At 68.9% G+C, this 22,897-nt stretch carries 23 protein-coding genes and 1 pseudogene; 10 read left to right on the forward strand and 14 right to left on the reverse strand.

Features of this window, described 5'->3' with window-relative positions:
* Positions 1-7: 7 nt before the first annotated feature.
* The 6 genes and pseudogenes from ACX9MN_RS04090 to ACX9MN_RS04115 form a co-directional block, all read right to left on the reverse strand.
* On the reverse strand, positions 8-349 hold the full coding sequence (locus tag ACX9MN_RS04090) for a DUF2852 domain-containing protein (RefSeq protein WP_489723776.1): 342 nt from the start codon (positions 347-349) through the stop codon (positions 8-10).
* A gap of 255 nt (positions 350-604) precedes the next feature.
* Positions 605-3,022 carry an MASE4 domain-containing protein gene (locus ACX9MN_RS04095; protein ID WP_489723777.1) on the reverse strand — a complete coding sequence of 806 codons (2,418 nt, stop codon included), beginning with the start codon at positions 3,020-3,022 and terminating at the stop codon, positions 605-607.
* Positions 3,023-3,136: 114 nt separating this feature from the next.
* Positions 3,137-3,676 carry a hypothetical protein gene (locus tag ACX9MN_RS04100; protein ID WP_482961262.1) on the reverse strand — a complete coding sequence of 180 codons (540 nt, stop codon included), beginning with the start codon at positions 3,674-3,676 and terminating at the stop codon, positions 3,137-3,139.
* Positions 3,677-4,249: 573 nt separating this feature from the next.
* Positions 4,250-4,468 (reverse strand): ribbon-helix-helix protein, CopG family, encoded by a 219-nt coding sequence (locus tag ACX9MN_RS04105; protein WP_482961416.1) that lies wholly within the window; start codon positions 4,466-4,468, stop codon positions 4,250-4,252.
* A 183-nt stretch (positions 4,469-4,651) separates the two neighbouring features.
* Positions 4,652-5,104: pseudogene (locus ACX9MN_RS04110) on the reverse strand (IS1 family transposase); the annotation flags it as partial.
* A 274-nt stretch (positions 5,105-5,378) separates the two neighbouring features.
* The gene (locus tag ACX9MN_RS04115) at positions 5,379-6,188 is read right to left on the reverse strand and encodes a GntR family transcriptional regulator (protein WP_489723778.1); all 810 of its coding nucleotides are present in this window, start codon (positions 6,186-6,188) and stop codon (positions 5,379-5,381) included.
* 53 nt (positions 6,189-6,241) lie between these two features.
* Between ACX9MN_RS04115 and ACX9MN_RS04120 the strand changes: the two genes are divergently transcribed.
* Positions 6,242-7,171, forward strand: a complete 930-nt coding sequence (locus ACX9MN_RS04120) for a PfkB family carbohydrate kinase (RefSeq protein WP_489723779.1) — start codon at positions 6,242-6,244, stop codon at positions 7,169-7,171.
* A gap of 1 nt (position 7,172) precedes the next feature.
* Here the strand turns inward: ACX9MN_RS04120 and ACX9MN_RS04125 are convergent, their stop codons facing one another.
* Entirely contained in the window at positions 7,173-8,333 is a 1,161-nt protein-coding gene (locus tag ACX9MN_RS04125) for a helix-turn-helix transcriptional regulator (RefSeq protein WP_489723780.1), read from the reverse strand.
* A 260-nt stretch (positions 8,334-8,593) separates the two neighbouring features.
* Between ACX9MN_RS04125 and ACX9MN_RS04130 the strand changes: the two genes are divergently transcribed.
* Positions 8,594-8,797, forward strand: coding sequence for a hypothetical protein (locus tag ACX9MN_RS04130; protein WP_091978046.1), 204 nt, complete (start codon positions 8,594-8,596; stop codon positions 8,795-8,797).
* Between the two features lie 16 nt (positions 8,798-8,813).
* On the forward strand, positions 8,814-9,500 hold the full coding sequence (locus tag ACX9MN_RS04135) for a LysE family transporter (RefSeq protein ID WP_132366355.1): 687 nt from the start codon (positions 8,814-8,816) through the stop codon (positions 9,498-9,500).
* A 154-nt stretch (positions 9,501-9,654) separates the two neighbouring features.
* Here the strand turns inward: ACX9MN_RS04135 and ACX9MN_RS04140 are convergent, their stop codons facing one another.
* The 4 genes from ACX9MN_RS04140 to ACX9MN_RS04155 all read right to left on the reverse strand — a co-directional run bounded on the left by ACX9MN_RS04140 (position 9,655) and on the right by ACX9MN_RS04155 (position 13,479).
* Complete coding sequence (locus tag ACX9MN_RS04140; RefSeq protein WP_447694642.1) at positions 9,655-9,783, reverse strand: hypothetical protein; 129 nt, start codon at positions 9,781-9,783, stop codon at positions 9,655-9,657.
* A gap of 106 nt (positions 9,784-9,889) precedes the next feature.
* A complete protein-coding gene (locus tag ACX9MN_RS04145) occupies positions 9,890-10,126 on the reverse strand; it encodes a DUF6894 family protein (protein ID WP_020091740.1) in 237 nt (78 codons plus the stop codon).
* 138 nt (positions 10,127-10,264) lie between these two features.
* On the reverse strand, positions 10,265-11,620 hold the full coding sequence (locus tag ACX9MN_RS04150; RefSeq protein ID WP_489723781.1) for a sigma-54-dependent transcriptional regulator: 1,356 nt from the start codon (positions 11,618-11,620) through the stop codon (positions 10,265-10,267).
* Positions 11,617-13,479 (reverse strand): sensor histidine kinase, encoded by a 1,863-nt coding sequence (locus ACX9MN_RS04155; protein WP_489723782.1) that lies wholly within the window; start codon positions 13,477-13,479, stop codon positions 11,617-11,619. Before ACX9MN_RS04155 ends, ACX9MN_RS04150 begins: the two co-directional genes overlap by 4 nt.
* Positions 13,480-13,774: 295 nt before the next feature.
* On the opposite strand from ACX9MN_RS04155, the gene ACX9MN_RS04160 reads away from it, so the two are divergent.
* Complete coding sequence (locus ACX9MN_RS04160) at positions 13,775-15,118, forward strand: dicarboxylate/amino acid:cation symporter (protein ID WP_091678645.1); 1,344 nt, start codon at positions 13,775-13,777, stop codon at positions 15,116-15,118.
* A gap of 160 nt (positions 15,119-15,278) precedes the next feature.
* Here ACX9MN_RS04160 and ACX9MN_RS04165 read toward each other — a convergent pair whose 3' ends face one another.
* Together ACX9MN_RS04165 and ACX9MN_RS04170 are read right to left on the reverse strand one after the other, a co-directional pair.
* On the reverse strand, positions 15,279-16,355 hold the full coding sequence (locus tag ACX9MN_RS04165) for an HD-GYP domain-containing protein (protein WP_091678648.1): 1,077 nt from the start codon (positions 16,353-16,355) through the stop codon (positions 15,279-15,281).
* A 23-nt stretch (positions 16,356-16,378) separates the two neighbouring features.
* Positions 16,379-16,930 (reverse strand): protein phosphatase CheZ, encoded by a 552-nt coding sequence (locus tag ACX9MN_RS04170; RefSeq protein WP_091678650.1) that lies wholly within the window; start codon positions 16,928-16,930, stop codon positions 16,379-16,381.
* Between the two features lie 463 nt (positions 16,931-17,393).
* Here ACX9MN_RS04170 and ACX9MN_RS04175 point away from each other — a divergent pair, with 463 nt between their 5' ends.
* The 3 genes from ACX9MN_RS04175 to ACX9MN_RS04185 are packed head-to-tail and all read left to right on the forward strand — an operon-like array spanning position 17,394 to position 19,956.
* Positions 17,394-17,987 carry a TadE family protein gene (locus ACX9MN_RS04175; protein ID WP_091924641.1) on the forward strand — a complete coding sequence of 198 codons (594 nt, stop codon included), beginning with the start codon at positions 17,394-17,396 and terminating at the stop codon, positions 17,985-17,987.
* Positions 17,987-18,625, forward strand: a complete 639-nt coding sequence (locus tag ACX9MN_RS04180; protein WP_056522208.1) for a TadE/TadG family type IV pilus assembly protein — start codon at positions 17,987-17,989, stop codon at positions 18,623-18,625. The genes ACX9MN_RS04175 and ACX9MN_RS04180 overlap by 1 nt, the downstream gene beginning before the upstream one ends.
* A gap of 17 nt (positions 18,626-18,642) precedes the next feature.
* Entirely contained in the window at positions 18,643-19,956 is a 1,314-nt protein-coding gene (locus tag ACX9MN_RS04185) for a TadE/TadG family type IV pilus assembly protein (protein ID WP_489723783.1), read from the forward strand.
* 15 nt (positions 19,957-19,971) lie between these two features.
* Here ACX9MN_RS04185 and ACX9MN_RS04190 read toward each other — a convergent pair whose 3' ends face one another.
* Positions 19,972-20,589 carry a helix-turn-helix domain-containing protein gene (locus ACX9MN_RS04190; protein WP_026604724.1) on the reverse strand — a complete coding sequence of 206 codons (618 nt, stop codon included), beginning with the start codon at positions 20,587-20,589 and terminating at the stop codon, positions 19,972-19,974.
* 139 nt (positions 20,590-20,728) lie between these two features.
* Here ACX9MN_RS04190 and ACX9MN_RS04195 point away from each other — a divergent pair, with 139 nt between their 5' ends.
* From ACX9MN_RS04195 to ACX9MN_RS04205, 3 genes are read left to right on the forward strand one after another with little or no spacing between them, the layout of a single operon-like run.
* The gene (locus tag ACX9MN_RS04195) at positions 20,729-21,502 is read left to right on the forward strand and encodes an ABC transporter substrate-binding protein (protein ID WP_091978041.1); all 774 of its coding nucleotides are present in this window, start codon (positions 20,729-20,731) and stop codon (positions 21,500-21,502) included.
* Between the two features lie 5 nt (positions 21,503-21,507).
* A complete protein-coding gene (locus ACX9MN_RS04200; RefSeq protein ID WP_012317380.1) occupies positions 21,508-22,161 on the forward strand; it encodes an amino acid ABC transporter permease in 654 nt (217 codons plus the stop codon).
* Positions 22,158-22,889, forward strand: a complete 732-nt coding sequence (locus tag ACX9MN_RS04205; protein ID WP_020091727.1) for an amino acid ABC transporter ATP-binding protein — start codon at positions 22,158-22,160, stop codon at positions 22,887-22,889. The genes ACX9MN_RS04200 and ACX9MN_RS04205 overlap by 4 nt, the downstream gene beginning before the upstream one ends.
* Positions 22,890-22,897 lie beyond the last annotated feature (8 nt).

A 22,897-nucleotide genomic window follows, 5' to 3' on the forward strand; every position in this document is an offset into this window, starting at 1 on the left:
AGGCGACCTAGCCTTTTCGATGTTCGGCCTGATCGGCGGTGCCGGCGATGTCGACCGCTGCCCCCGATCCCGCGGGATGTTCCGCCACGAAGCGCTCGAAGGTCGCGCGATCCTTGGCGCGCTTCAGCGCGTCGACGAAACCCTCGAAGTCCCGGAGACGCGTTTCGAGCGCGCGGCGCTCCCCCTCGATGCGGCCGATCTCGCCGTCGCGCCAGGCGTCGAAGGCGGTGTTGCCGCTGGTCCGGGGCGACGTGAACCGGGGCCGCTCACGGAACACGGTGCCGGGCCCGAGCGACCGGCGCAGGCGTTCGAGGCCCGGCAGGCCGGACAGCCCGAGATCGCGCCGCACGAGCGCCTGCCGCGCGACGAGGACGAGGGCGGCGAAGCTGCCGACATAGAGGGCATCATGGATTCAGGGCATGATGGGCATTGGACAGCTCCTTGCGCGTGTCGGCGCCGTTGATGACGGACGGAGCATGCCGACATGCCGCTGCTGCGGGCTGAACCGGTCGGTTAAGGCCGGGTTAAGCCTTCAGGCCTGTTGACGGACAACCCGTCCGCGACGCCGCGCGATCGCGGGGCGGAATGCCGTGGGTCCGGGGGTTCAGCCCAGGACGACCCGGAGCTTGTTGGCGAGTTCGTCCCGTTGATAGGGCTTGCTCAGGAGAGGCAGGTCGGCCGGCACCGCGTGCTCGTCGAGCGCCGTGCCCGTGTAACCGGACGTCAGGAGCACCCGCAGGCCGGGACGCAGGCGCCGGGCCTCGACCGAGAGCTGCACGCCGTTCATGCCACCGGGCATGACGACGTCCGAGAACAGGATGTCTATGCGCTCGGGGCCGCCCAGCCGCTCCAGGGCCTCCGAGGCCCGGGTCGCGGTCAGGGTCCGGTAACCGAGCTCGCCCAGGCTCTCGACCGCCATCTCCAGCACCGCCGGCTCGTCCTCGACCACGAGCACCACCTCGCCGGAGGCCGCCCGCCGCAGCGGGAGGGTGTTGTCCGGCCGGGCCTCGACAGCCCTCTCGGCCGAGCGCGGCAGGTAGAGCTCGATGGAGGTGCCGGCGCCGGGCTCGCTCTTGATCTGCGCGTGCCCTCCGGCCTGCCGCACGAACCCGTAGACTTGGCTGAGGCCGAGGCCCGTTCCCTTGCCGACATCCTTGGTCGTGAAGAACGGCTCGAAGGCGCGGCTGCGCGTGGCGGCGTCCATGCCCTGGCCCGTGTCGGTGACCGAGACGAGCACGTAGGCGCCCGGCCGCAGGTCGGGCCGGTCGGGGATCTCCGCGGCATCGAGGTGCCCGTTGCAGGTCTTGATCGTCAGGACGCCGCCGTCCGGCATCGCGTCCCGGGCGTTGACCGCGAGGTTCAGCACCGCACTCTCGAACTGTCCCGGATCGAGCCGGACCGGATCGAGGACCGCGTCGAGGTCGAACCGGATCTCGACGGTCTCGCCGACGGCCCGCTTCAGCAGGGCCTGGAAGTCCTTGAGCAGCCGGTTGGGGTTGACGGTCTCGGGCCGGAGCACCTGGCGCCGGGAGAACGACAGCAGCTTCTCGGTGACCTCGGCCCCGCGCCGCGCCGCCGTCATCGCCGACGTGGCCAGCCTCTCGACGCGCTGCGGGTTGTCGGGCTTGCGCACGATCATGTCGAGGTTGCCGACGATGATGGTCAGCAGGTTGTTGAAGTCGTGCGCCACGCCCCCGGTCAACTGGCCGATGGCCTCCATCTTCTGAGCCTGGTTCAGGCGTTCCTCGGCCTCGCGCTGGCGCGTCGTGTCCATCACGACGCCCGCCATGGACCGGGGCTGGCCGCTCCCGTCGCGGTAGACCTTGCCCCGCATCGTGACCGAGCGGGCGGCCCCGTCCTCGGCCCTCCGGATGTGGCAGTCGATGTCGAGGCGGCCCGTCCCGATGGCGGCATCGAACGCCGCCCGCACGGCGTCTCGGTCCTCGGGGACGACGTGCTCGACGAAGGTCCCGACGTCCCATGCCGCGACCGGAGCGCTGTGGCCGAAGATCGCGTCGTGCCTCGGCGACCGGCGCGCCGTGTTGCCACGGAGGTCGAGCTCCCAGTCGCCCATCTCGGCCGCTTCCAGCGCCAGGGCGAGGTTGTCGCGGGCACGCTGCAGCTCCGCCCGCCGGGCCTCCCGGTCCTCGGCGGCGGCCGCAGCCTGCGCGTACAGGAAGTCGACCTCGCGCAGGTAGACGCCGAGCAGGATGAAGCCGGCCACCAGGGCTTCCATCCGGCCCGCGAACCAGCCGACCGTGCCGCGGGCGGCGCCCGGAAGCGTGACCATGTTGTCGAAGACGAGCAGCAGAAGCGACACGGCCAGCCAGAGCTGGAGCACGGTCCGCAGGCGGGTCTTCCACCACAGCACGGCCAGCGCGATGACGGTCAGGGCGACCACGCCCGGCCCGATGCCCGAGGTGGTGAGCAGCCAGTAATCGTCGCCCTCGACGCATTTCGGCAGGAGGTGGACGTAGCGGACGGCCACCACGCCGGTGAGCGCGGCGGCCGCGACGGTCCCGGCGACGGTGGCCCAGCCGATCCGTCCGGCCTTTCCGCGCGGGGCCTGCGGCGGACGCTCGTCGCCCTCCAGGAGCGCGTAGGGCAGCGCGAAGAGCGGCGGCCCGAGATGCCAGAAGGTCCAGAGCCACGTCGTGGTGTCCGGCCCGTCGCCGAGGAGCCGACCCTGCGCGAGGACGTTCGGGAACGACAGCATCTGCAGGAAGACGACGAGCGTCACGTAGAGGCTGCCGGCCCCGAGCACGAGCAGCGGCGCCGAGCCGATGCGGCGGTACTGCGTGAGGAACAGGTACGTGGTCAGGCCGTAGACCACCATCAGCGCCGATTGGTAGACGGGCACGAAGCCCGGCATCGGCGGCATCGGGCGGTTGGCGAACGGCAGCAGCGCGAGGGTGACGGCCCCGAACAGCAGGCTGACGGCGACCGCGAGCCGACGCTGCGTCCGGCCGGCCCGGGCTGTCGCCAGGGTCGCCAGGGTCGGCGCCGTCGAGGACTCGCTCATCGTGTGCTCCGGACCGAAGCGGGATGGCTGGCTGCGCCGGCTGATCGCTCGCGAGACATCAGGTGTACCACGGCGCTTCTCGCTGTTCCACGCGAGGCATCGGGGGGTAGTGTCTCAGTTTGAAATTCGTTTGCCGAGCAGCATTTTCCGAACCTCTTGAGCCTCTCGATAGGGGCGTCCCCTCCGTTTGCCGAGCAAGCCAAGCACTTCGACGTTCTTGAGGAACGTCATATCTCTTACGTTGCTCAGTTCGGGGTTCTGCCGGAAGGCGAAGCCCATTAATGTGATTTCAAGCCATGCTATTTCTTTCTTCTTGCTTTTTGATGCCGTACTAAATGCATCCATTCCCGATGTTATCAAAGGAAACAAAAACATTACTGGTGTGCCGCGCCGACCATTCATGCATTCATTGTATATATCTAATTTGTGTTTTTGGAAAATCTCGCCGCGGAACCCGGCTTTCGCCACAGTCATGCCTACATACCATGGTCGAATTTTAGCTCCGTACCTTATCCCAAAAACATAGCACCCAATAGCATGCTCGGGAGATGCGTACTTCGAGGGTATACTATTCCAGAATGCTTGCTGAGCACCTGTGATGATGCCGCTGGGACGCTGAACTTCATAAGGACCATGTGTATCGAAGTAAGACATTCTCTAAGCCAATCGTTTTCTGTGAATTGCTTACCTTCGAAGAAAGCGATACAAATTTAGCCCCCTTGGCTAGGGCGATTTCCGAAATAGAAACCTGCTGCTGACCCGACTAGCGCTATAGTCGGACCGAAGACAATCGTCATGATTTCTTTGAGGGTATCAAGCGGCATGTTAGAGATGCCAACCAATGATGGCAGCCAAGTTGCTGTCAGCGCAAATAAAATCTCAACAGCTAGAATGCCGACCAAGAAAAAGGTCAGTCCTCGTCGCGCGCCCTCCTGCAAATGCGGGATCGAACGGGTTGATGGACCTCGGTCCGGCGCCTCAACAATGGGTCCGTCTGTCGGCCTAACCTCAGGCGGTGGCGGCGGTGCTTTTATTGGGCCGCCCGTCATGACTAAATTTCTCCTTCATCCCCCGGCTCCAACTGGGGCGGCATTTTGCGGGTAGGTTCCGGGCAATCGTGCGGCGGGAGAACTTGTTTTGTAGTCGGGGGAATAAACGGACCGTCAATTACAATTGCCTGCGAGGCACCATGCTGATGTTCCATCGCGCTTCGCAGGCCCCAATTTCTTATGACCAGACCAATTCCCTATAATCGTTGCCCTTGCGTAGGAGAACGGTCCAGCCGGCATTTTTTTGCTGAAGCAGGAACAGCTCGTCACTGATGGCCCGCCGGATCGCCTCCTGCATGCTTTTGTAGTCGCCAAGGCGCTGGATCTCGTCCACAGCCTCCTTGGCTTGGGGCGAAAGGCGGATGGAGACGCGAACCTCGTCTGTATCGGTCGGCATGTTATCCTCCAAATCCGAAGCCCCCGCTTCGGGAGCGATCGAGGCGCCAAATTGGCGCCAATCGCGTGCCAAGAATGTGCGAAATTAAATCGCCTCGGCAAGCCGCGCGCTCCGAAAATCAGAAAAATAATTTGTCGCGCGCTTTTTTCGTCGCTTGGGAACGGAGCGTTCAAATCCACCCGCTCAAATATCCGCCCGCTTTTTGTAAGGCCCGCGCTTCCCCGGCGCAGTCGCCGCCGCCTCAACCCGCGCCGCGATGTCGTCCAGACTCCACAGCCGGTCGCTGACCCCAGCCGCCATCGCCGGCGTGACCTTCAGCGTCTCATGGATGCGCACGAAGTTGTAGAACGTGAAGTAGAGCGCCAGTGCGTGGTGGTGGTTCTCGAACTTCTTGCTGAATGCGTTGGTCAGCCGCGTGAACCAGCGCATGGACATGCGCATCGTGAGGTTCTGGCGCTCGACGTAGGACGTTGAGACGTGCGCTTTGTCGGGCCGGCCCTCAATCGTGGTCTTGCGGATGCCCGTGCACTCGGCAGGACTGTAGCGGCCCTGCGCGCCGGTCGGTGAGGCGCAATACAGCTTTACCAGCATGTCGTAATCCACGTCTGCCCCGACGGCGTCCTCTACAGCGTCGAGGGGCCGAACCGGGCTCAGATTTCAAACTGAGACACTACCCATAGGGGCGTTCTCGTCCGTCAAAAGAGCGAAGCTCGGCCCTCGTTTCCGTGCCGTGGCGGCGGTGGGCGACGGATGGCGGCCTCGGCGGAATCGACTTGCCCGGCGAGCGTGGAGAGCTCTTTCCTGAAGGAGGCGGGTCCCCGTCGCGGACCGGAAGCGGTGCGAGCGGGGCATCGCCCAGCCCGTCGTGCGCACCGTACGGAAGCGAGTCCGGTTGGGTCAGCCGGGAATACTACGCGCGCAGATTCAGCCGATAGCGATAGGCATCGCCTCGGAACAGGCCTTCCACGTACTCGATCATCACCGAGTCCTGATTGTAGCTGTGGCGCTTGATCAGCAGGCACGGGAGGGGCTGTTCGAAGGCGAAGATCTCGCACTCGTCAGCCGTCGGCATGGTCGCCTCCACCGTCTGCTCGCAGCGCACGAGGCGGCCGGCCGGGTGCGCGCTCAGGAAGGCGTAGACGGAACCGGAGAGGTCGCCGGTCTCGAGGGCGGGCACGGCGCGGATGTTGTACCAGGCGACCTCGCGCGACATCGGCACGCCGTCGCCGGAGCGAACGCGCGTCAGACGCAGGAACGGGGCCGTCGAGGGCAGGCCGAAGATCGATGCGATCGAGCGGTCCTCGGTGACTGCCCGATCGAGGATGCGCGAGGATGGGATCTTCCCCAGCTCCCGCATCTCCTCCGTGAAGCCCTTGAGCCGGTCCATACCCGGGCGCACGGGCTCGGGGGGACGGCGGACGAGGAAGCCGCAGCGCCCGCGCGGGACGAGCAGCTCGTTGTCGCTGAGTTCGGCATAGGCGCGTTGGACCGTCACGCGGCTGACCCCGAGGCTGTCGGCGAGCTGGCGCTCGGCCGGCAAGGTGACGCCCGGCGGCAGCGAGCCCGACAGGATCAGTTCGCGAAGCTGACCCTCGATCTGCCGGTACAGCGGCATCGCCGTGTCGGCGCGCAGGCGGAGGAGAGAGAGCACGGAGGGACGCTCGCCCTCCGCGAGGTCCGCCTCGACAGCACCCTTGATCGTCCGATTTTTGGGGCGCACGTCCGATCGGCCTCCGGTACAGCTATTCGCAGTGTACAGGTTCGGAGCGCTCCATGCGCCTGTTCGTCGTCGGAAGCTTCGTGATCGCCTGCTCGGTCAAGGTCGCGCGGCTGCCGCAGGCGGGCGAGTCCCTCGATGGCTTGGCCTTCCTCGCCGAGCCTGGCGGCAAGGGCTTCAACCTCGCGCTCGCCGCGCACCAGCTCGGCGTCGGGGTGGACGGACTCTTCGCCGTCGGCACGGACGTGTTCTCCCCTATGGTCCGCGCCACCTTCGCGCGGGTCGGATTCGCCGAGGACATGCTGGTGCCGCATGCCGGCTCGACGGGCGCCGGCGTCGCGTTCGTCGACGCGGCCGGCGAGAACTGTCTCGCGGTCTGCCTCGGGGCCAACCTCGCCCTCGGTGCGGAGGACGTCCGAGCCGTCGCCGCCCGCCTCGAGCGAGCGGCCCTCGTGGCGGCGACGTTCGAATCGCCGGACGCCTCGATCCGAGCGGCGTTCGCGCTCGCTCGGCAGGCGGGCATCCCCACGCTGCTGAATCCCTCCCCGATGCGCCCCATCGACCCGGCGATCCTGGCCGATACCGCGATCCTCGTCGTCAACGCGGTCGAGGCCGCCGACCTCGGCCTCGGGACTCCCGACGCCATCGCGGACGCCACGGAAGCGACGCCGGGGATCGCCGCCCTGCTCTCCGGAGGCCTCGGACTGCTGATCGTGACTCTGGGAGAGCGCGGCGCGGTGGCGTTCCGCCCCGGACTGACCCCCCTCCGCCAGCCGGCCTTCGCGGTCGCGGCGGTCGATACGGTCGGCGCGGGGGACGCGTTCACGGCCGGGCTGATCGCGGGCCTGCTCGCGGGAGAGCCCCTCGACGCGATCCTGCGGCAGGCCGCGGCCTGCGGTGCGCTCACGACCTGCCAGTTCGGGGCTTTCGAGGCCTTTCCGACCGCGCAGGTGCTGGCCGCCTTCCTCCGCGACGCCGATATGTGATTCACGCCGCGCCCAGGCGCTTCGTCGTCTGCCCGCTGAAGAGCGCGAGCGACGTGACGATGCTCAGCAAGTCGGCCTGCCGCTTCGTTCCGGTCTTGTTGAAGATCGAGTTGAGCTGGGTGCGGACGGTGCTTGTCTGGACGCCGACGCTCTCGGCGTAGCTCTGCAGACGCAAACCTCCGGCGAGCGCCTGGAGCAACCGCGCCTCCGCCGGGGTCAGGTCGAACAGCATGTTCAGCAGGCCGTCGTCCGGAACCGCCCGCGCGCCGACATGCACGAGAACGAGGAGCACCGCCGAGGCACCGAAAACGTCGCCGGGGCGCTGCTTCAGGCGCATGACATGAGCGATCTGAGGACGGTGATCAGAGTAGCTGCGCACCGGCATGGTCTGCGCCGGGCGCCGGCCGCCAACGACGTTGCCGATCGCGTCCTGCAGCAGCTTGCTGTTGATCAGGCTCTTGAAGAGCTGGCCGCCGTGCTGGCCGGGGGGCAGGACCTCCTCCCGCTCCTGCAGCCGGGCATTCATGGTCAGCACCCGACCCGAGGCCGACAGGACGGCCGCGGGGAGTCCGATCTGGCTGAGCGTCGCGGTCGTGACGCGGCCGCGCTCGCAGCTGAACTGCGCGCTGAGCTCGCAGGCGCGTACGAGGTGTGGCCGCAAGGCGTCCAGTCCGGGCAGGACGGAGGCCTCATGGGGGCCGGTTTGAGCCCGCCGTTCGGCGGTGACGATCGCGATGTCGCCTGTCGAAAGGGGAATCGTTGTGCCCACCTGCCAGAACGGCCTGTCGCCTTCGCGGGGCCAGCCTTCGTAGGAGGCCGGCACGAGGTCGACGTCGCGCGTGAAGCCCGCCTGGGCGTCGGTGCGCCACGGCGCCATCCGACCGCTGCTGCGCCCCGCGCCGGTCTGGTGACCGAGTCGCTGCTCCAGGGCCGGTGAGGCGATCCAGCGGGAGGTCCCGACGGGCGGGAGCACCGCGAGCACAGCGCCGTCCGAGTTCGCCATATCGCCGATGGACTGGAGGACGTCGGGCCAGAGTTCCGGCGTGCCCGCAGCCTCGTAGATCCGGTCGATAAGCGCTTCCCGCATTGGCACGTCCCGCGACGATTCTTCTGACCGCGGTAATACCAATATCAGTCCAAAACCGACATTTGCATCCTTCAAACAGAGGATGCCGTCCGGCAGGGTCGGTGCGCCGAGGGCCGTTTTGACGGACTCACCGCCCCCGGGCCCCGGACACGCGGCGTCGACACGGCCGCCCGGACCGCCGGCGCGACGGTGTAAGTGCCTGGGGCCACAGTGCTTTGTCGCCCGACCGGGACGCCGGCGGCGAGCGCGACGCGGCGCTGGCGGTGCCATCCGCCGAACAGAGGATGCCAGGGTTCCGGCCCTCCCTAGTGTGTCGACGCGAGGGAGGAACAGCCATGAAAACAGTCGTCGCAACCGCCGTGGTCGTCATGTTCTGCGCCGGCGCCCGGGCCGACGAACTGAACGACATGCCGGACATCGCGTGTGCCCAAGCGTCGTCCGCCGTGGAGCGCGATCACATCGGGTGCCCGGGCACCGACAGGGCGGCCGCGGGGTCCCGGGCGGCCGCCTCGCCCCTCGACCGCGCGGAAGACGACTGACCGGATTCCCGGTGCCATGAGCGTCGTCGCCACGGCACTGCTCACCGGCGCGAGTCTCGGTCTGTCCATCGCCGCGCCGATCGGGCCGACGAGCTTGCTGTGCGTTCAGCGAACGCTGTCAGGCGGCCTGTCGACCGGCCTCGCCACCGGGCTCGGTGTCGCCACCGTGCACCTGACATACGGGGGTCTCGTCATGCGCTGGGGCGCGGAGCTCGCCGCGGTGTGGTCGAACGGCGCCGTTCTCTCCCTGATCTCGGGGGCTGTGCTTCTCGCCCTCGCGGTCCGGGTGCTTCGCAGCGTCTCGGTGCTGCAGGAGGGCCGCGCGTGCCGCGACACCCTGGCGGTGAGCTACGGCAGCGCGGTCGTGCTGGCCCTGACGAATCCGGTCACCCCCGTGCTGTTCCTGGCCGCGATGCCGGCCTTCCTCGAGCGCGGGACCGCACCGTTCCCGGTCCTGGCGGCCGGTGTCTTCGTCGGCTCGTTCGGCTGGTGGGTGGTGCTCAACACCGCGGTGTCCCTGTTCCGGCGCTGCGTGACCAGCCAGGTCCTGAATCGGATGAACAAGGCCGCGGGCCTTCTCCTCGCCCTCCTGGCGCTGAGCTTGCTCGTTCGGGGAGTCGACGGTGGCACGGCGGCCCGTTCGAGCAGCGCGGGCGTGAGCGGGGTGTCGGGCGCGGGCACCCGAGCGCCGAGCCGGCTCTGAGCCGCCGCGCAGCGCGGGACGCGATCTCGCCCCGGCTCGCAGCGCGGTCGACAGCGTGGCCGCCCCCGGCCGTGTCGGCGGTGATACCGCGGACCGGATCCGGAGAGCCGCGCCCGTCAGGAGCGTCGGAGGCGTACGGTGGGCGCGGGCCGCGTCACTGCCTGCCAGGCGCGGTGCCGTGGACGGCGTTGCGCCATGCCTCCGCGCCGCCGGCTTGGTGCCAGAGCCACGCCGTTGCCGCCACCCAGGGGCCACCAATCAGGATGAAGGCGATCAGACCCATGTCGTCCCTCCTCGGCTAGGGAACGCCAGCCTACGCCAAATCGACGCGAACGTCAGGTGGACCTGTCCCGGCCGCGAGCGCCGGGGCCGCTCGGCATCTCGGCACCTCAGCCGACGGGGCCGGCATCGAGCGACACGCGGAAGCGCATCCGCACCACGCCCGTGTCGTCGCGGACCGCCGCGATGTAATCCTGGCGCCCGGGCCGGTCGGAGAGCCCCTGCGCGATCCGCGTCATGATCTTCACGGCCTGCGACCGGGCGGCTTCGAGACCGGGCAGGTCGTAGCCGTCCTTGTCGCGGACGAGCTCGGTTCCGTCGTGCAGGTCGATGAAGAAGCGGGGCATGGGCGGCTCGGCGGGGGGATCCGTCCGCTACGCTAAGCAGTTTCCGCACCGGCCCGCGTACCCCTTTTCGGCAGGTCGCCGTCGCGGCGCTCCCGTGATCGCGCCGGCACCGTCGGTGGCTCGGGCCGGGCGACGGCCCTAGCGGTAGTCGCCCGGGGTCAGACCGTGCCGGGCCATCTTGTCGTAAAGGGTCTTGCGCGGCAGGCCGAGGGCTTCCGCGGCGGCGCGGACATCGCCGCCGGCCATGATCAGCTCGTCGCGGATCAGCTGCCGCTCGAAGCGATCGACCTGATCGGTGAGGCTGGCGGCGGCCCTCTCGGCCGCGGGCTGCGCCGCCGCCGCGAGGCCCAGCGCGCAGCGCTCGGCGAAATGGCCGAGCTCGCGGACGTTGCCGGGCCAGGCGTGGCGGCGCAGGTGCTCGCGGATCGCCGGCGTGACGGGCGGCACCGAGCGCCCGAACTTCTCCGCGGCCCGGCGCAGGAGGTGCTGGAACAGCAGCAGCACGTCCTCCCCGCGGTCGCGCAGGGGCGGGATCGCGATCGTGATGACGTTGAGCCGGTGATAGAGGTCGTCGCGGAAGGTGCCCTGCGCGGCCGCCTGCCCGAGATCGACCTTCGTGGCGGCGACCACGCGCATGTCGACCGGGCGCACCTCGTTGGTGCCGAGCGGTTCCACGGTGCGCTCCTGGAGCACGCGGAGGAGCTTGACCTGCAGCGGCAGCGGCATGCTCTCGATCTCGTCGAGGAAGAGCGTGCCGCCCTGCGCGTGCTCGATGCGGCCGACCCGCCGCTTGAGGGCCCCGGTGAAGGCGCCGGCCTCGTGCCCGAACAGCTCGCTCTCGACCACGCTGTCGGGCAGCGCCCCGCAATTCATGGCCACGAGGTTTCGCTCCGCGCGGCGGCTCCACCGGTGCAGGGCGCCGGCCACGACCTCCTTGCCGGACCCGGTCTCGCCGAAAACCAGCACGTCGACGTCGGCCTGCGCCACCTCGCGCACCAGGGCGCGCAGGCCCACGATCTCCGGGGAGGTCCCGAGGAAAGCCGGATCCTCCTCGATCGCCGCGTCCAGCCGGGCCCGCAGCGCCCGGTTCTCGATCACGAGCCGCCGCCGCTCCAGCGCCCGGCGCACGGACACGACGAGCGCCTCGGCGGGATAGGGCTTGGCCAGGAAGTCGTAGGCCCCGTCCTGCATGGCGGCCACCGCCATGCGGATGTCCCCGTGGCCGGTGATCAGGATCACCGGCAGGTCGGGGTCGACCCGGCGCAGCCGCGTCAGGAGGGCGACGCCGTCGAGCCCCGGCAGCCGCACGTCGGTGACCACCACGCCGGGCGGCGCGGCCAGGATCGCCGCGAGCGCCGGCTCGGCGGCCGCGAAGGCCTCGACGGCGAAACCCTCGAGCTCCAGGCTCTGGCCGTTGGCCCGGCGCACGTCGGCCTCGTCGTCGATGAAGACGACACGCTCGGTCCCCGCCTGCGCGTCCGCCGGTCCGCTCACGGTGTCGCTCCCACGGGCTTGCCCACGTTCGGGACCGCGTCCGACGCCCGGATCATCTCCATCCGGAAGACCGTCCCGGCGCCGTCGCCGCCGGCCAGGATCAGGTTCCCGCCGCAATCCTCCACGATCCCGCGGGATATGGCGAGGCCCAGGCCGAGGCCGTCCGCCTTGGTCGTGAAGAAGGCGTCGAAGATCTGGCCGCGCACCTCCGCGGGGATCCCGGGCCCGGTATCGGCCACCTCGATCGCGACGCGCTCGTCCCCCTCGACGAGGTGCAGGCTGACGCGGGCCTCTTCGCGACCCGCCACGGCGTCGACGGCGTTCTGCAGCAGGTTGACCAGGACCTGCTCCAGCCGCGGGCCGTCCCCGAGGACGCGCAGATCCGGGGCCGGCCGGTCCGCCTCCAGCGGGACGTGCAGCGCGGCGGCGCGCGCCGCCACGAGCTCCAGCGCGTTCGCCACCACCTCACGCAGGGAAACCGGTTCCCGCCGCGGCGAGGCGCGGCGGGCGAAGCCCTTGAGTTGCCGGGTGAGGCCGGCGATGCGGTCGGTGAGCCGCCCGATGGCGGCGGCATTCTCGGCCGCGTCCTCGCCCCGCCCGCGGCGGATCAGGATCGCGGCATTGTCCGCGTAAGAGCGGATCGCCGCCAGCGGCTGGTTGATCTCGTGGGCCATGCTGGCCGCGAACTGGCCCAGCGCCGCGAGCCGGCCGGCCTGCGCCAGTTCGCGGCCGAGGCGCTCGCGCTCGGCCTCGGCGCGCTGCCGCTCCGCGATCTCGGCGCGCAGCTGGGCATTGGTCTCCCGCAGCGCCCGCGTCCGCGCCTCGACGCTCGATTCCAGCTCCGCCCGGCGCGCCGCGGCCTCGGCGAGCCGCGCCCGGGTCCGGCGGCCGCGATCGGTGAGCGCGAAGATCCCGTATCCGGCGAATGCCGTGACGAGGGCCGCGATGATCCAGGCCTGCAGGCGTTCCCGCTCGACGGCAGTGCCGAGCGGCGTCAGCGTCCGCAGCTGCCAGTCCGTGCCCGGTACGGGCGCCTGCGACAGGATCGCGCTCCAGGCCGGCAGCGACCCGCGCCCGACCCGCACCACGTCCGGCTCGCCCGCGACCGGATGGAGCGGCAGGCGCTCCAGGCGGGCGTTGCCGAATTCCTGTCCCGCCTCGATCCGGGCGCGCTCGGCCGCGTCGACGGCGTTGAGCGTGTCGAAGCGCCAGCCCGGCTCGCTTGTGACGAGGACGATGCCACGGGCGTCGGTGACGAAGGTGACCTCGCGGGCGGCCCGCCACGCCGACTCGACGGCGTCGAACTCGACCTTCACCACGACGACGCCGCTCCCGGCCCCGATCCGGCGCGCGAGGTACAGGCCCGGCCGGCCGCTGACCGTCCCGAGGGCGAACTGGGAGCCGGCGCCGCCGGCCAGGGCCTGCTTGAAATACGGGCGGAACCCGTAGTCCCGGCCGACGAAGCTGCGATCCTCGCCCGCGTTGCTCGCCGCGACCGTGAGTCCGTCGGCGCGGATGATGTAGATGACCGCCGAACCCGTGGCGGCGGCGACCTGGGCGAGCCGCCGGTCGACACGGTCCAGGAGGTCGCGCCCGGGATCGGGACCGACCGCGGCGGCGACCTCGGGGTCGGCCGCGAGCGCCAGCGGCAGGGACGCCTGCTTCTGCATCTCCGCGAGCAGGACGCCGACCTGAAGACCGATCGCCGAACGGGCGCCGCGCCGCAGGTCCGAGAGGGCCCAGCGCTCCGCGGCGCGCCCGGCGAGCCAAGCCGTCACGAGGATCGCGCAGAGCCCGACCACGACGGCGACACCCCGGCGCGAAGGCGGGCGGTGACCGGAGGGCGGGTGCCCGCTCACCGACGGCGGGCCAGTGCGGAGATCCGGACCGTTCCGACCGGCGACGTGCGGGAATCCGCAAGACCACCCGCGGCCCTGCCGGGAGTCTGCTTGAAAAAAGCTATCTCCAGCAAGTGGTTAAAGAAATGTAGCGGCCGTCGGTCAATTGGCATGCCGGTTGCCATTCTCGTCACGAAACGCAGCCATGTCGTCAGAGAACGGCTGCGCGCCGGAAGGCCAACAGCAAGCGCGGACACCGCCGGGACACCCCGACGCGAGCCGCCCCGCCCGAAACCCGAGACAGGGAGAACGCCCGATGGCTGCCGTACCGTCACCACTCACCGCCCCGCATCCGCCCGCCAAATCGAAGCCGCTGTACCGGACACTGTACTTCCAGGTCCTGGTCGCCGTCGCGATCGGCATCCTGCTCGGCCATTTCTACCCGCAGCTCGGCGCCGAGTTGAAGCCGCTGGGCGACGCCTTCATCAAGCTCGTCAAGATGATCATCGCGCCGGTGATCTTCCTGACCGTCGTCTCCGGCATCGCCGGGATGACCAACCTCGAGAAGGTCGGTCGGGTCGGCGGCAAGGCGCTGATCTACTTCCTGACGTTCTCGACGCTGGCGCTGATCGTCGGCCTCATCGTCGCCAACGTGCTCCAGCCGGGCAACGGCCTGCACATCGATCCGAAGTCGCTCGATCCGAAGGCGGTCGCCACCTACGCCGGCAAGGCGAAGGAGCAGAGCATCGTCGACTTCCTGATGAACATCATTCCCACGACGGCGGTCGGCGCCTTCGCGGGCGGTGAGATCCTGCAGGTCCTGTTCTTCTCGGTGCTGTTCGGCTTCGGCCTCGCCTTCCTGGGCGACCGCGGCAAGCCGGTGCTCGACATCATCAAGGTCCTGTCCGAGGCGATCTTCGGCGTCGTCAACATCATCATGAAGGTCGCCCCGATCGGCGCCTTCGGCGCGATGGCGTTCACGATCGGCAAGTACGGGATCAGCTCGCTGGCCAACCTCGCCTACCTCGTCGGCGCCTTCTACCTGACGTCGGCGATCTTCGTGCTGGTCGTGCTCGGGGCGGTCGCCCGCTACAACGGCTTCTCGATCATCAAGCTCATCCGTTACATCAAGGAAGAGCTGCTCCTCGTGCTCGGCACGTCGTCCTCCGAGTCGGCACTGCCCTCGCTGCTGGAGAAGATGGAGCGGGCCGGCTGCTCGAAGCCGGTCGTCGGCCTCGTGGTGCCCACGGGCTACTCGTTCAACCTCGACGGCACCAACATCTACATGACCATGGCGGCGCTGTTCATCGCGCAGGCGACCGACACGCCGCTGAGCTACGGTGAGCAGGCGCTGCTGCTGCTCGTCGCCATGCTGTCGTCCAAGGGCGCCGCCGGCGTCACCGGCTCGGGCTTCATCACCCTGGCGGCGACGCTCGCCGTGGTGCCCTCCGTGCCGGTGGTCGGCATGGCGCTGATCCTCGGCGTCGACCGCTTCATGTCGGAGTGCCGCGCGCTGACCAACTTCATCGGCAACGCGGTGGCCTGCATCGTGGTGGCGCGCTGGGAGAACGAGGTCGACGAGGCCAAGCTCGCCGCGGCCCTGTCCGGCCAGACCATGGCGCCGCTTCCGCCCGCGCCGGCTCTCCAGCCGGCCGAGTGAGCCCGCGGCGTCGCGGGCCGCGCACGGCGCAGCGCGCGACGCCGTGACGGTGGGAAACGCACGCCGCGCCGCGGATCCCTCCGCGGCGCGGCTCTCGCATGCCGAAGGCACGCGGCCGAAGGAACGCGACGGAGCCGCGGCCCGACGCCGCCGAACGCTGTCAGGCCGCGTCGAGGGTGTGGGGCGCGAAGGCGGCGACGACTGGCCGGAACGCGCCGACGATCGCCGGGTCGAGCCGCCCCGCCATGCCCTCCAGGATCGCGTAGGCCGCCTCGCTCGCCATGGGCCGCTTGTAGGGCCGCTGCTCGATCAGGGCCGCGTGGATGTCGCAGACGGTGACGAGGCGGACGAGGTCGGGGATCTCCTCCCCCTTGAGCCGGTCCGGATAGCCCGACCCGTCGAGCATCTCGTGGTGCGACCGGACGACGTGCAGCATCTGCTGCTCGAAGCCCTGATCGACGAGCATGCTGTAGCCCTTCTCCGGATGCAGCCGCATGACGGCCAGCTCGGCGTCGTCGAGCCGGCCCGGCTTGTTGAGGATGGCGGCCGGGATGTGGATCTTGCCGACGTCGTGCAGCAGGGCCGCCTTGGTCAGGCGGTGGCGCTCCTGCTCGCCGAGGCCGAGGCTCGCCGCGAAGGCCGCCGCCAGACCGGCGACCAGCAGGCAGTGCTGGTGCGTGGCGTCGTCGAACTGGCGGACCGCCCGGACCCAGTCGCGGATCCCGGTGTCCCGGATCGCGAGGTCGATGGCCTGGGTTCCGTTGTCGATGACGCCGGGCGTGATCGGCTGGTCGGGCACGAACACCGAGGCATAGAATCCGCGCACCGCCGCGGCCGTCCGCACGGCGCAGGCCGGCAGGGGCTCGTCCGCGAAGGTCGCGAGGCGCGCGGCCGCGCGCGGCGCCCCCAGCGTCTCCCGCAGGCGATCCGTGTCGAAGGGCGCGCACAGCGTGTGGGTCGCGCCGAGGGCGACGCCGAGCAGCCGGGTTCGCGGGCTGTCGGTGTGGAGCAGGACGGTCAGCGGAGCGCCGTGCCGGACCTCCGCCAGACGGCGGCGGAGACGCTCGACGGAGCTCGCGCCCAGATCGTGCACGTCGGTGACGATCGCGGTCGCGCCGCCGAGGGGCAATTCCGCGGCGCGCAGATCGTGGAGCTCACAGGACAGGCCATCGGACAGGTCCTGGGCCAGGCCCTGGCTGCGTGCGGGATCGTCCGTGATGAGGAGTATCCGGCCCATCGGCACGCCTTCCGGACCGCGCCTTACGGGAACATCGCGTCGACCGTGTCCTGCGATACCGAGGCGTCGCCGGGCAGGACGGGGCCGTTGAGCAGGGCCGCCTCCTCGCTGCGCGTGTCGGCCGTCGGATTCGGCCGCGACGGCGGATCGCCGGGACCGGACCAGACGCGCAGCATCTCGCCGATCCGCTCCTCGACGAGGACGATCGTGCGCACGACCTTCGAGATCCGCTGGCCGGTAAGGTCCTGGAAATTGCAGGATTCGAAGATCGTCTGCATCTCGATCTGGATGGCCTGGGCGTCGGCCCGGTTGGCGTCCTCGCCCGACCGTCTCACGATGCCGCGCGCGAGCGTATCCACCTTCTCCGAAGCCGTCAGGATCGCGTTGGTGGCGTCCTCGGTGCCCTGCACCACGGCGAGGAGCTCGTCCCGCGCGCGGCTCGTCTCCTGTTCCTGCCGGAGGTCGGCGATCTCCTGGCGCGTGCGCGCGATCGCGTCGGAGATCGACAGGAGCTGGGTCCGGAGGAGCCCAACACCCTCTTCGATGGAGGCAACGTCCGGCAGAGCGCGGGCCATGATCGGGGATCGCCATGCGGTTTATATTGGCCGGTGAAACTATCGGCGACCTCTTAAGCCGCGCTTAATGGCACTTATCTCGACGCGAGTCTGCGCCGCTCCGGCCGATCGTGACTGTGCAATGTCCTATTTCCACGTCATTCATACGTCAAAGCACGCCGAACGTGCGCCGAACCCGCGCCTCGTCTTGTCGACCGCTTCGCGCGACGTCGACGCGACGATCTCCGCCTGGCCGAAGCGTGCGATTGCGCCGCGTTACCGATGAGGGCTGGAACAGCCGCGCTCTCAACTGTTGGTTGATGCTAACGAACTATTCCGGCGCCCGCTCGGTAGCACATGTGCGTGAACGGCTCGACTTTGAGCAGTGATGCGCGGAGAAAAGTAAGCTTTTGATGCTCTCTCGAGCTCGGTGGTTCCGATTTCGAGTTGGGATGTGAGCAGGGCAATCCGAGCGGCGTCGCGCTTGCTCGACCTCCGGGGACGGGCCGCGCGCTTCGCGCGGGCACGCGGGGGCGCGACGGCCGTGGAGTTCGCCCTGGTGGCCCTGCCGTTCTTCGCGCTGGTCGGGGCCTGCCTCGAGAACGGGATCGTGTTCTGGGAGCAGGAGATCCTCCAGCAGGCGGTGTCCGACGCCAGCCGGCAGATCTACACGGGCACGTTCCAGACGACGAACGCCGGCACAACCGACCCCGCGACGCTGATGAGCCGCTTCCGGACGGCGATCTGCACGCAGCCGAACGGCACGCCCCGGATCACGATCTTCACCTGCGCCAACGTCCGGGTCAGCGTGATGAAGGTGGCCGATTACGGGTCCGCCACCCCGGTCTCGCCGGTCGCGACCAACGCCAGCGGTGCGAGCGACTGGAACCCGAACTTCGCCAGCTACGCCTGCGCCGGGAACTCGGCCATCGTGATCGTGCAGGCCGCGGTCGACATCCCGGTCTTCTTCCCGCTGCTCGGTGCCGCCGTGCCCAACCTGCCGAACAAGCGGCGGGTGCTGCAGGCCGCGACGGTGTTCAAGGTGGAACCCTACACCGCACCGTCGGGGTGCTCGTGATGGGCGGCCTGCCGATCGGCCTGAGCCGCTTCCGCCGCGATGAGCGCGGGATCGCCGCCGTCGAGTTCGCGCTCGTCCTGCCCCTGCTGATCGTCCTGTATTTCGGGACCGCCGAGCTGACGCGCGTCGTCGACGCGACCCGGAAGCTGACCCTGTTCGCGCGCACGCTGGGCGATCTGTCCGGACGGGTGGACAACGCTCTGGCGACCCAGAACGGGATGGCTCTGGCGACGCAGGACGGGATGACGAAGATCACCAGCGCAGCGACCGCGATCCTGCGCCCGCTGGACGCGTCCGGCCTGCAGATCGTGGTCAACGCGATGGGCGTGGAAACGGTCAACGGGTCGCTCAAGGGCTTCGTCTGCTCCAGCTGGCCGCAGAACGCCACGAAGCGCCCGGCCAACCAGGCCAACGGGAGCAACGGACTCCCCGCCACGCCGGCCGCCTATCAGTTCGACGGGGCCCGCTACATCCTGGCGGAAGTCACGATGCCCTACACCCCGATCATCGGGAGTGCCCTGTACCGCTGGATCTTCGGCGGCCGCGGATTGACCTTCACGCGGCAGATCCCGTGGTCCGAGCGCACCCCCAGCGAGATCGTCATGCCGGGCGGCACCGCCTGCCCGGTCTACAACTAATGGTCGAGGGAAGGCCCGTGTCGGTGTTCCGCATCCGGTTGAACCGCGCTCTCAGGCTGGCCGTCGCGGCGTTTCCGCGGGCGCGCTCCGGTCAGGTCGCGCTGACGTTCGCGCTGGTCACGCTGCCGGTCATGTTCGCCACGGCGGCGGCGATCGATTATGGGCGCCGCAACGCCGCGAAGACCCAGCTCGACACCGCCCTCGACGGCGCCGTGCTCGCGGTGATGTCGCAGAAGACCAACACGATCCCGGCGACGACCTTGCAGAACATGGAGACGCAGTTCCGCGCCGAGGCCGCCAAGGTTCCGGGCGTCACGGTGACCTCGTTCGTCCCCGGCGCGCCGGTGAACAGCGCGAAGACGCTGAGCCTCACCGCCACCTACACGGCGACGGTCAAGACCAGCCTGGCATCGATGATGCAGATCCCGGCCATGCCCATCAGCGGCACGTCCTCGGCGACCCGCAACACTTCGCAGTACATCAACTACTACCTGCTGCTCGACAACTCGCCGTCGATGGGGCTCGCGGCGACCGATGCCGACGTGAGCAACATGAAGCGCGCGACCAACGGGTGCGCGTTCGCCTGCCACCAGCACACCTTCGACAACAAGGGCAACATCATCGGCGACGATCAGAACGACTTCTACCATGTGGCGTCGCGGAACAACATCAAGCTCCGCATCCAGGTTCTGAGGGACGCGGTCTCGGCGCTCGTCGATCAGGCGAATGTCAGCATGTTGTTGCCGCAACAGTTCCAGATGGAGATGTGGACCTTCAACGATACGGTGACGCAGACGCGGCTGCAGGCGATGACGCCGACCTTGAACAATATCAAGACCGCGACCCCGAATATCGATATCGCCTACGCCTACTACAATCAGTCCGACAATCAGACCGATTTCGAGCGGGCCATCGCGAAGATGAACGCGACGATCCCGGCCAGCGGCGACGGGCTGACGCCGGACAAGCCGATCCGGTTCCTGTTCATGGTCACCGACGGCGTCGAGGACACCGGCGGCAGCGTCACCAACCAGAGCGCGGGTTTCCAGATCCAGAGCAACCGCTTCATCGGGCCGCTGAGTCCCTCGACCTGCACGAATCTCAAGAACAAGAACGTCAAGATCGGGATCATCTACACGCAGTACCTGCCGATCTACGACAACGATTTCTACAACAGCTACGTCAGGCCGTACGAGTCGAAGATCGGGCCGGCCCTGCAGGCCTGCGCGTCCGACGGCATGTATTTTCCGGTGACCACGAACGGCGACATCACCGCCGCCATGCTGAAGCTTTTCAGCACCACGCTCGCGAGCGTGCGCCTGAGCAACTGACGCGCCGCGCCCCGCTCACGTCGTCGCCGGTGATCCGAGGACGTTGACCCACAGGACGGTGGTCTGGCTGCGCGGGTCGGGATTGCTGAAGCGGTGCGGCCGCCGGCTCTCGAAGCGGAAGCTGTCGCCCTCCGCGAGCTGGAGCGTCCGCGCCTCGACGATCAGGGTGAGGCGCCCCGCGAGGACGAGGCCGGCTTCCTCGCCGTCGTGGCTGAACGGCTCGTCGCCGGTGCTCGCGCCGGGCTTCAGCACCATGTGGAACAGGCTCATCCCCTGCGTGCCCCCTGGCGGGGTCAGGAGCTGCTTGGTGATGCCGGCCCGCCAGAGCTGAAGTTCCGGCCGGTCCTTCCGGAACACGACGATGGGATCCGGGTCGGGCGCGTCCGGCCCCGCTTCGAACAGGCCGCCGATCCCGATCTGCAGCGTGTCGGCGAGGAGCGCCAGGACCCGCAGGGACGGCGACGACAGGCCCCGCTCGACCTGGCTGATGAAGCCGATCGACAGGCCCGTGCTGGACGCCACCGCCTCCAGCGAGAGTCCGCGCGCGCGACGCAGGCCGCGCAGGCGCTGACCCACAGCCCGGTCGACCGGTTCCGGACCCGTTGCCTCGCCTCGGGGGATGCTCACCGTCACGCCAGCCTGCCTCTCGTGTGCTTCTTCATGCACGTGAAAGTCGCTTGCGTCGATACCGAAAACGTGCGGTATTCTTCACGAGAATGAAATCGGGCCCGGCTTCCGCCGCGTGACCCGGGCACTGCACGGGAGCGGCACCATGAGAAGACGGTTGGCCAAGCTGTGTCTGTCGTCGGCGCTGCTCCTCGGCGTCCTCGGCGCTCCCGTCGGCGCGCAGGCCCTGAAGGTGGGATCGACGCCCACCGGCCTGCCCTTCACCTTCCTCGATACCAAGACGAACAGCATTCAAGGCGTGATGGTCGACCTCGTCAACGCGGTCAGCAAGGAGGCGGGTTTCACGGTCGCGGTCGAGCCGCTGCAATTCTCGACGCTGATCCCGGCGCTCACCGCCTCGAAGATCGATATCATCGCGGCGGCGATGTTCATCACGCCGCAGCGCAAGGAGGTCGTGTCGTTCTCGGCGCCCGTCTACAGCTACGGCGAGGGGCTGATCGTCCCGAAGACCGACACGAAGGACTACACGTCCTTCGCCGACCTGAAGGGCGAGACGGTGGGCGCCCAGGTCGGCACCGCCTTCGTCGAGCCGCTGAAGAAGTCGGGCCTCTTCAACGAGGTGAAGATCTACGACGCGATCCCCGACATCATCCGGGACGTCAATTCCGGGCGGCTGAAGGCCGGCTTCGCCGACGCGCCGATCCTCGCCTACTACGTCAAGCAGGGCCTGTTTCCCGGCGTCCGCCTCGTCGAGACCTTCAAGCCGACCGTCGTCGCCTCGGTCGGCCTCAGCGTCCGCAAGACCGACACCGAGCTCCTCGCCAAGATCGACAAGGCGCTCGCCAAGCTGAAGGCCGACGGGACGCTCCAGGCGATCTTGACCAAGTGGGGTCTGCCGCCGTCGGCCGACCGGTCCTGACCTTCATGCGCGAGTTCCTCGCCGACGCCCAGGACTACCTGCCGATCCTGCTGCAGGGCGTGCAGCTCACGATCCTGATCACGATCGCGTCCCTGGTGGTCTCGACGCTGCTCGGGCTGGTCTGGGCGGTGATGCGGGTCTCCGGCATCGCGATCCTGTCGGGCTTCAGCGCGGTGATGATCAACATCCTGCGCGGCATCCCGATCATCGTGCAGCTGTTCTACATCTACTTCGTGATGCCCGATTTCGGCCTGTCGCTCACCGCCGTCCAGGCGGCGATCATCGGGCTCGGCATCGCCTACTCGGCCTATCAGGCCGAGAACTTCCGCGCCGGCATCGAGGCGGTGGATCGCGGCCAGGTCGAGGCGGCGCTGTCGATCGGCATGGGCTGGGGCATGACCATGCGGCGGGTGATCCTGCCGCAGGCGATCCGGATCGCGCTGCCGCCCTACGGCAACATCATGATCATGATGCTCAAGGACTCGTCGCAGGCCTCGACCATCACGGTCGCCGAATTGGCGCTCCAGGGAAAGCTGATCGCCTCGTCGACCTTCAAGAACACCAGCGTCTACACGCTGGTGGCGCTGATGTACCTCGCGCTGAGCCTGCCGCTGATCCTGCTGGTCCGCCACTTCGAGGCGAAGGGGCGGCATCGATGATCGTGCTGGAGGACGTCCGCAAGCATTACGGCGCGCTGGAGGTGATCAAGGGCGTCTCGGCCGAGGTCACCAAGGGCGAGGTCGTCTGCATCATCGGGCCCTCGGGATCCGGCAAGTCGACCCTCCTGCGCTGCATCAACGGGCTCGAGGCCTACGACGGCGGCGAGATCCGCGTCGACGGGCAGCGGGTCGACCGGGACAAGCGCGGCATCAAGGCGATCCGCACGCGGGTCTCCATGGTCTTCCAGCGCTTCAACCTGTTCGCCAACCGGACGGCGCTCGAGAACGTCGTCGAGGGGCCGATCCACGTGAAGGGCGAGCCCCGGGGCGAGGCCGAGGAACGGGCGCGCGCCTTGCTCGCCCGGGTCGGGCTCTCGGGCAAGGAGCACGCCCGGCCGAACGAGCTCTCCGGCGGGCAGCAGCAGCGCGTCGCGATCGCCCGGGCGCTCGCCATGCGGCCGGAGGCGATCCTGTTCGACGAGCCGACCTCGGCCCTCGATCCCGAGCTCGTCGGCGACGTGCTGAAGGTCATGCGCGCCCTCGCCGACGAGGGTATGACGATGCTCGTGGTCACCCACGAGATCGGCTTCGCCCGCGAGGTCGCCGACCGGGTCCTCTTCCTCGACGGCGGCCGACTCGTCGAGCAGGGGCCGGCCGCCGAGGTCCTCAACCGGCCGCAGAATCCGCGTACCCGGGACTTCCTGCAGCGCGTGCTGCACCCGCTCTAGGACACGCC

Source organism: Methylobacterium sp. 1A (genome assembly GCF_058072805.1).

Coding starts and splice junctions, on each gene's coding strand:
- ACX9MN_RS04200 (WP_012317380.1), top strand. CDS start 21,508: ATGCGCGAGTTCCTCGCCGACGCCCAGGACTACCTGCCGATCCTGCTG.
- ACX9MN_RS04195 (WP_091978041.1), top strand. CDS start 20,729: ATGAGAAGACGGTTGGCCAAGCTGTGTCTGTCGTCGGCGCTGCTCCTC.
- ACX9MN_RS04120 (WP_489723779.1), top strand. CDS start 6,242: ATGCGCCTGTTCGTCGTCGGAAGCTTCGTGATCGCCTGCTCGGTCAAG.
- ACX9MN_RS04160 (WP_091678645.1), top strand. CDS start 13,775: ATGGCTGCCGTACCGTCACCACTCACCGCCCCGCATCCGCCCGCCAAA.
- ACX9MN_RS04140 (WP_447694642.1), bottom strand. CDS start 9,783: ATGGGTCTGATCGCCTTCATCCTGATTGGTGGCCCCTGGGTGGCGGCA.
- ACX9MN_RS04145 (WP_020091740.1), bottom strand. CDS start 10,126: ATGCCCCGCTTCTTCATCGACCTGCACGACGGAACCGAGCTCGTCCGC.
- ACX9MN_RS04205 (WP_020091727.1), top strand. CDS start 22,158: ATGATCGTGCTGGAGGACGTCCGCAAGCATTACGGCGCGCTGGAGGTG.
- ACX9MN_RS04170 (WP_091678650.1), bottom strand. CDS start 16,930: ATGGCCCGCGCTCTGCCGGACGTTGCCTCCATCGAAGAGGGTGTTGGG.
- ACX9MN_RS04105 (WP_482961416.1), bottom strand. CDS start 4,468: ATGCCGACCGATACAGACGAGGTTCGCGTCTCCATCCGCCTTTCGCCC.
- ACX9MN_RS04180 (WP_056522208.1), top strand. CDS start 17,987: ATGGGCGGCCTGCCGATCGGCCTGAGCCGCTTCCGCCGCGATGAGCGC.
- ACX9MN_RS04095 (WP_489723777.1), bottom strand. CDS start 3,022: ATGAGCGAGTCCTCGACGGCGCCGACCCTGGCGACCCTGGCGACAGCC.
- ACX9MN_RS04165 (WP_091678648.1), bottom strand. CDS start 16,355: ATGGGCCGGATACTCCTCATCACGGACGATCCCGCACGCAGCCAGGGC.
- ACX9MN_RS04100 (WP_482961262.1), bottom strand. CDS start 3,676: ATGTCTTACTTCGATACACATGGTCCTTATGAAGTTCAGCGTCCCAGC.
- ACX9MN_RS04130 (WP_091978046.1), top strand. CDS start 8,594: ATGAAAACAGTCGTCGCAACCGCCGTGGTCGTCATGTTCTGCGCCGGC.
- ACX9MN_RS04135 (WP_132366355.1), top strand. CDS start 8,814: ATGAGCGTCGTCGCCACGGCACTGCTCACCGGCGCGAGTCTCGGTCTG.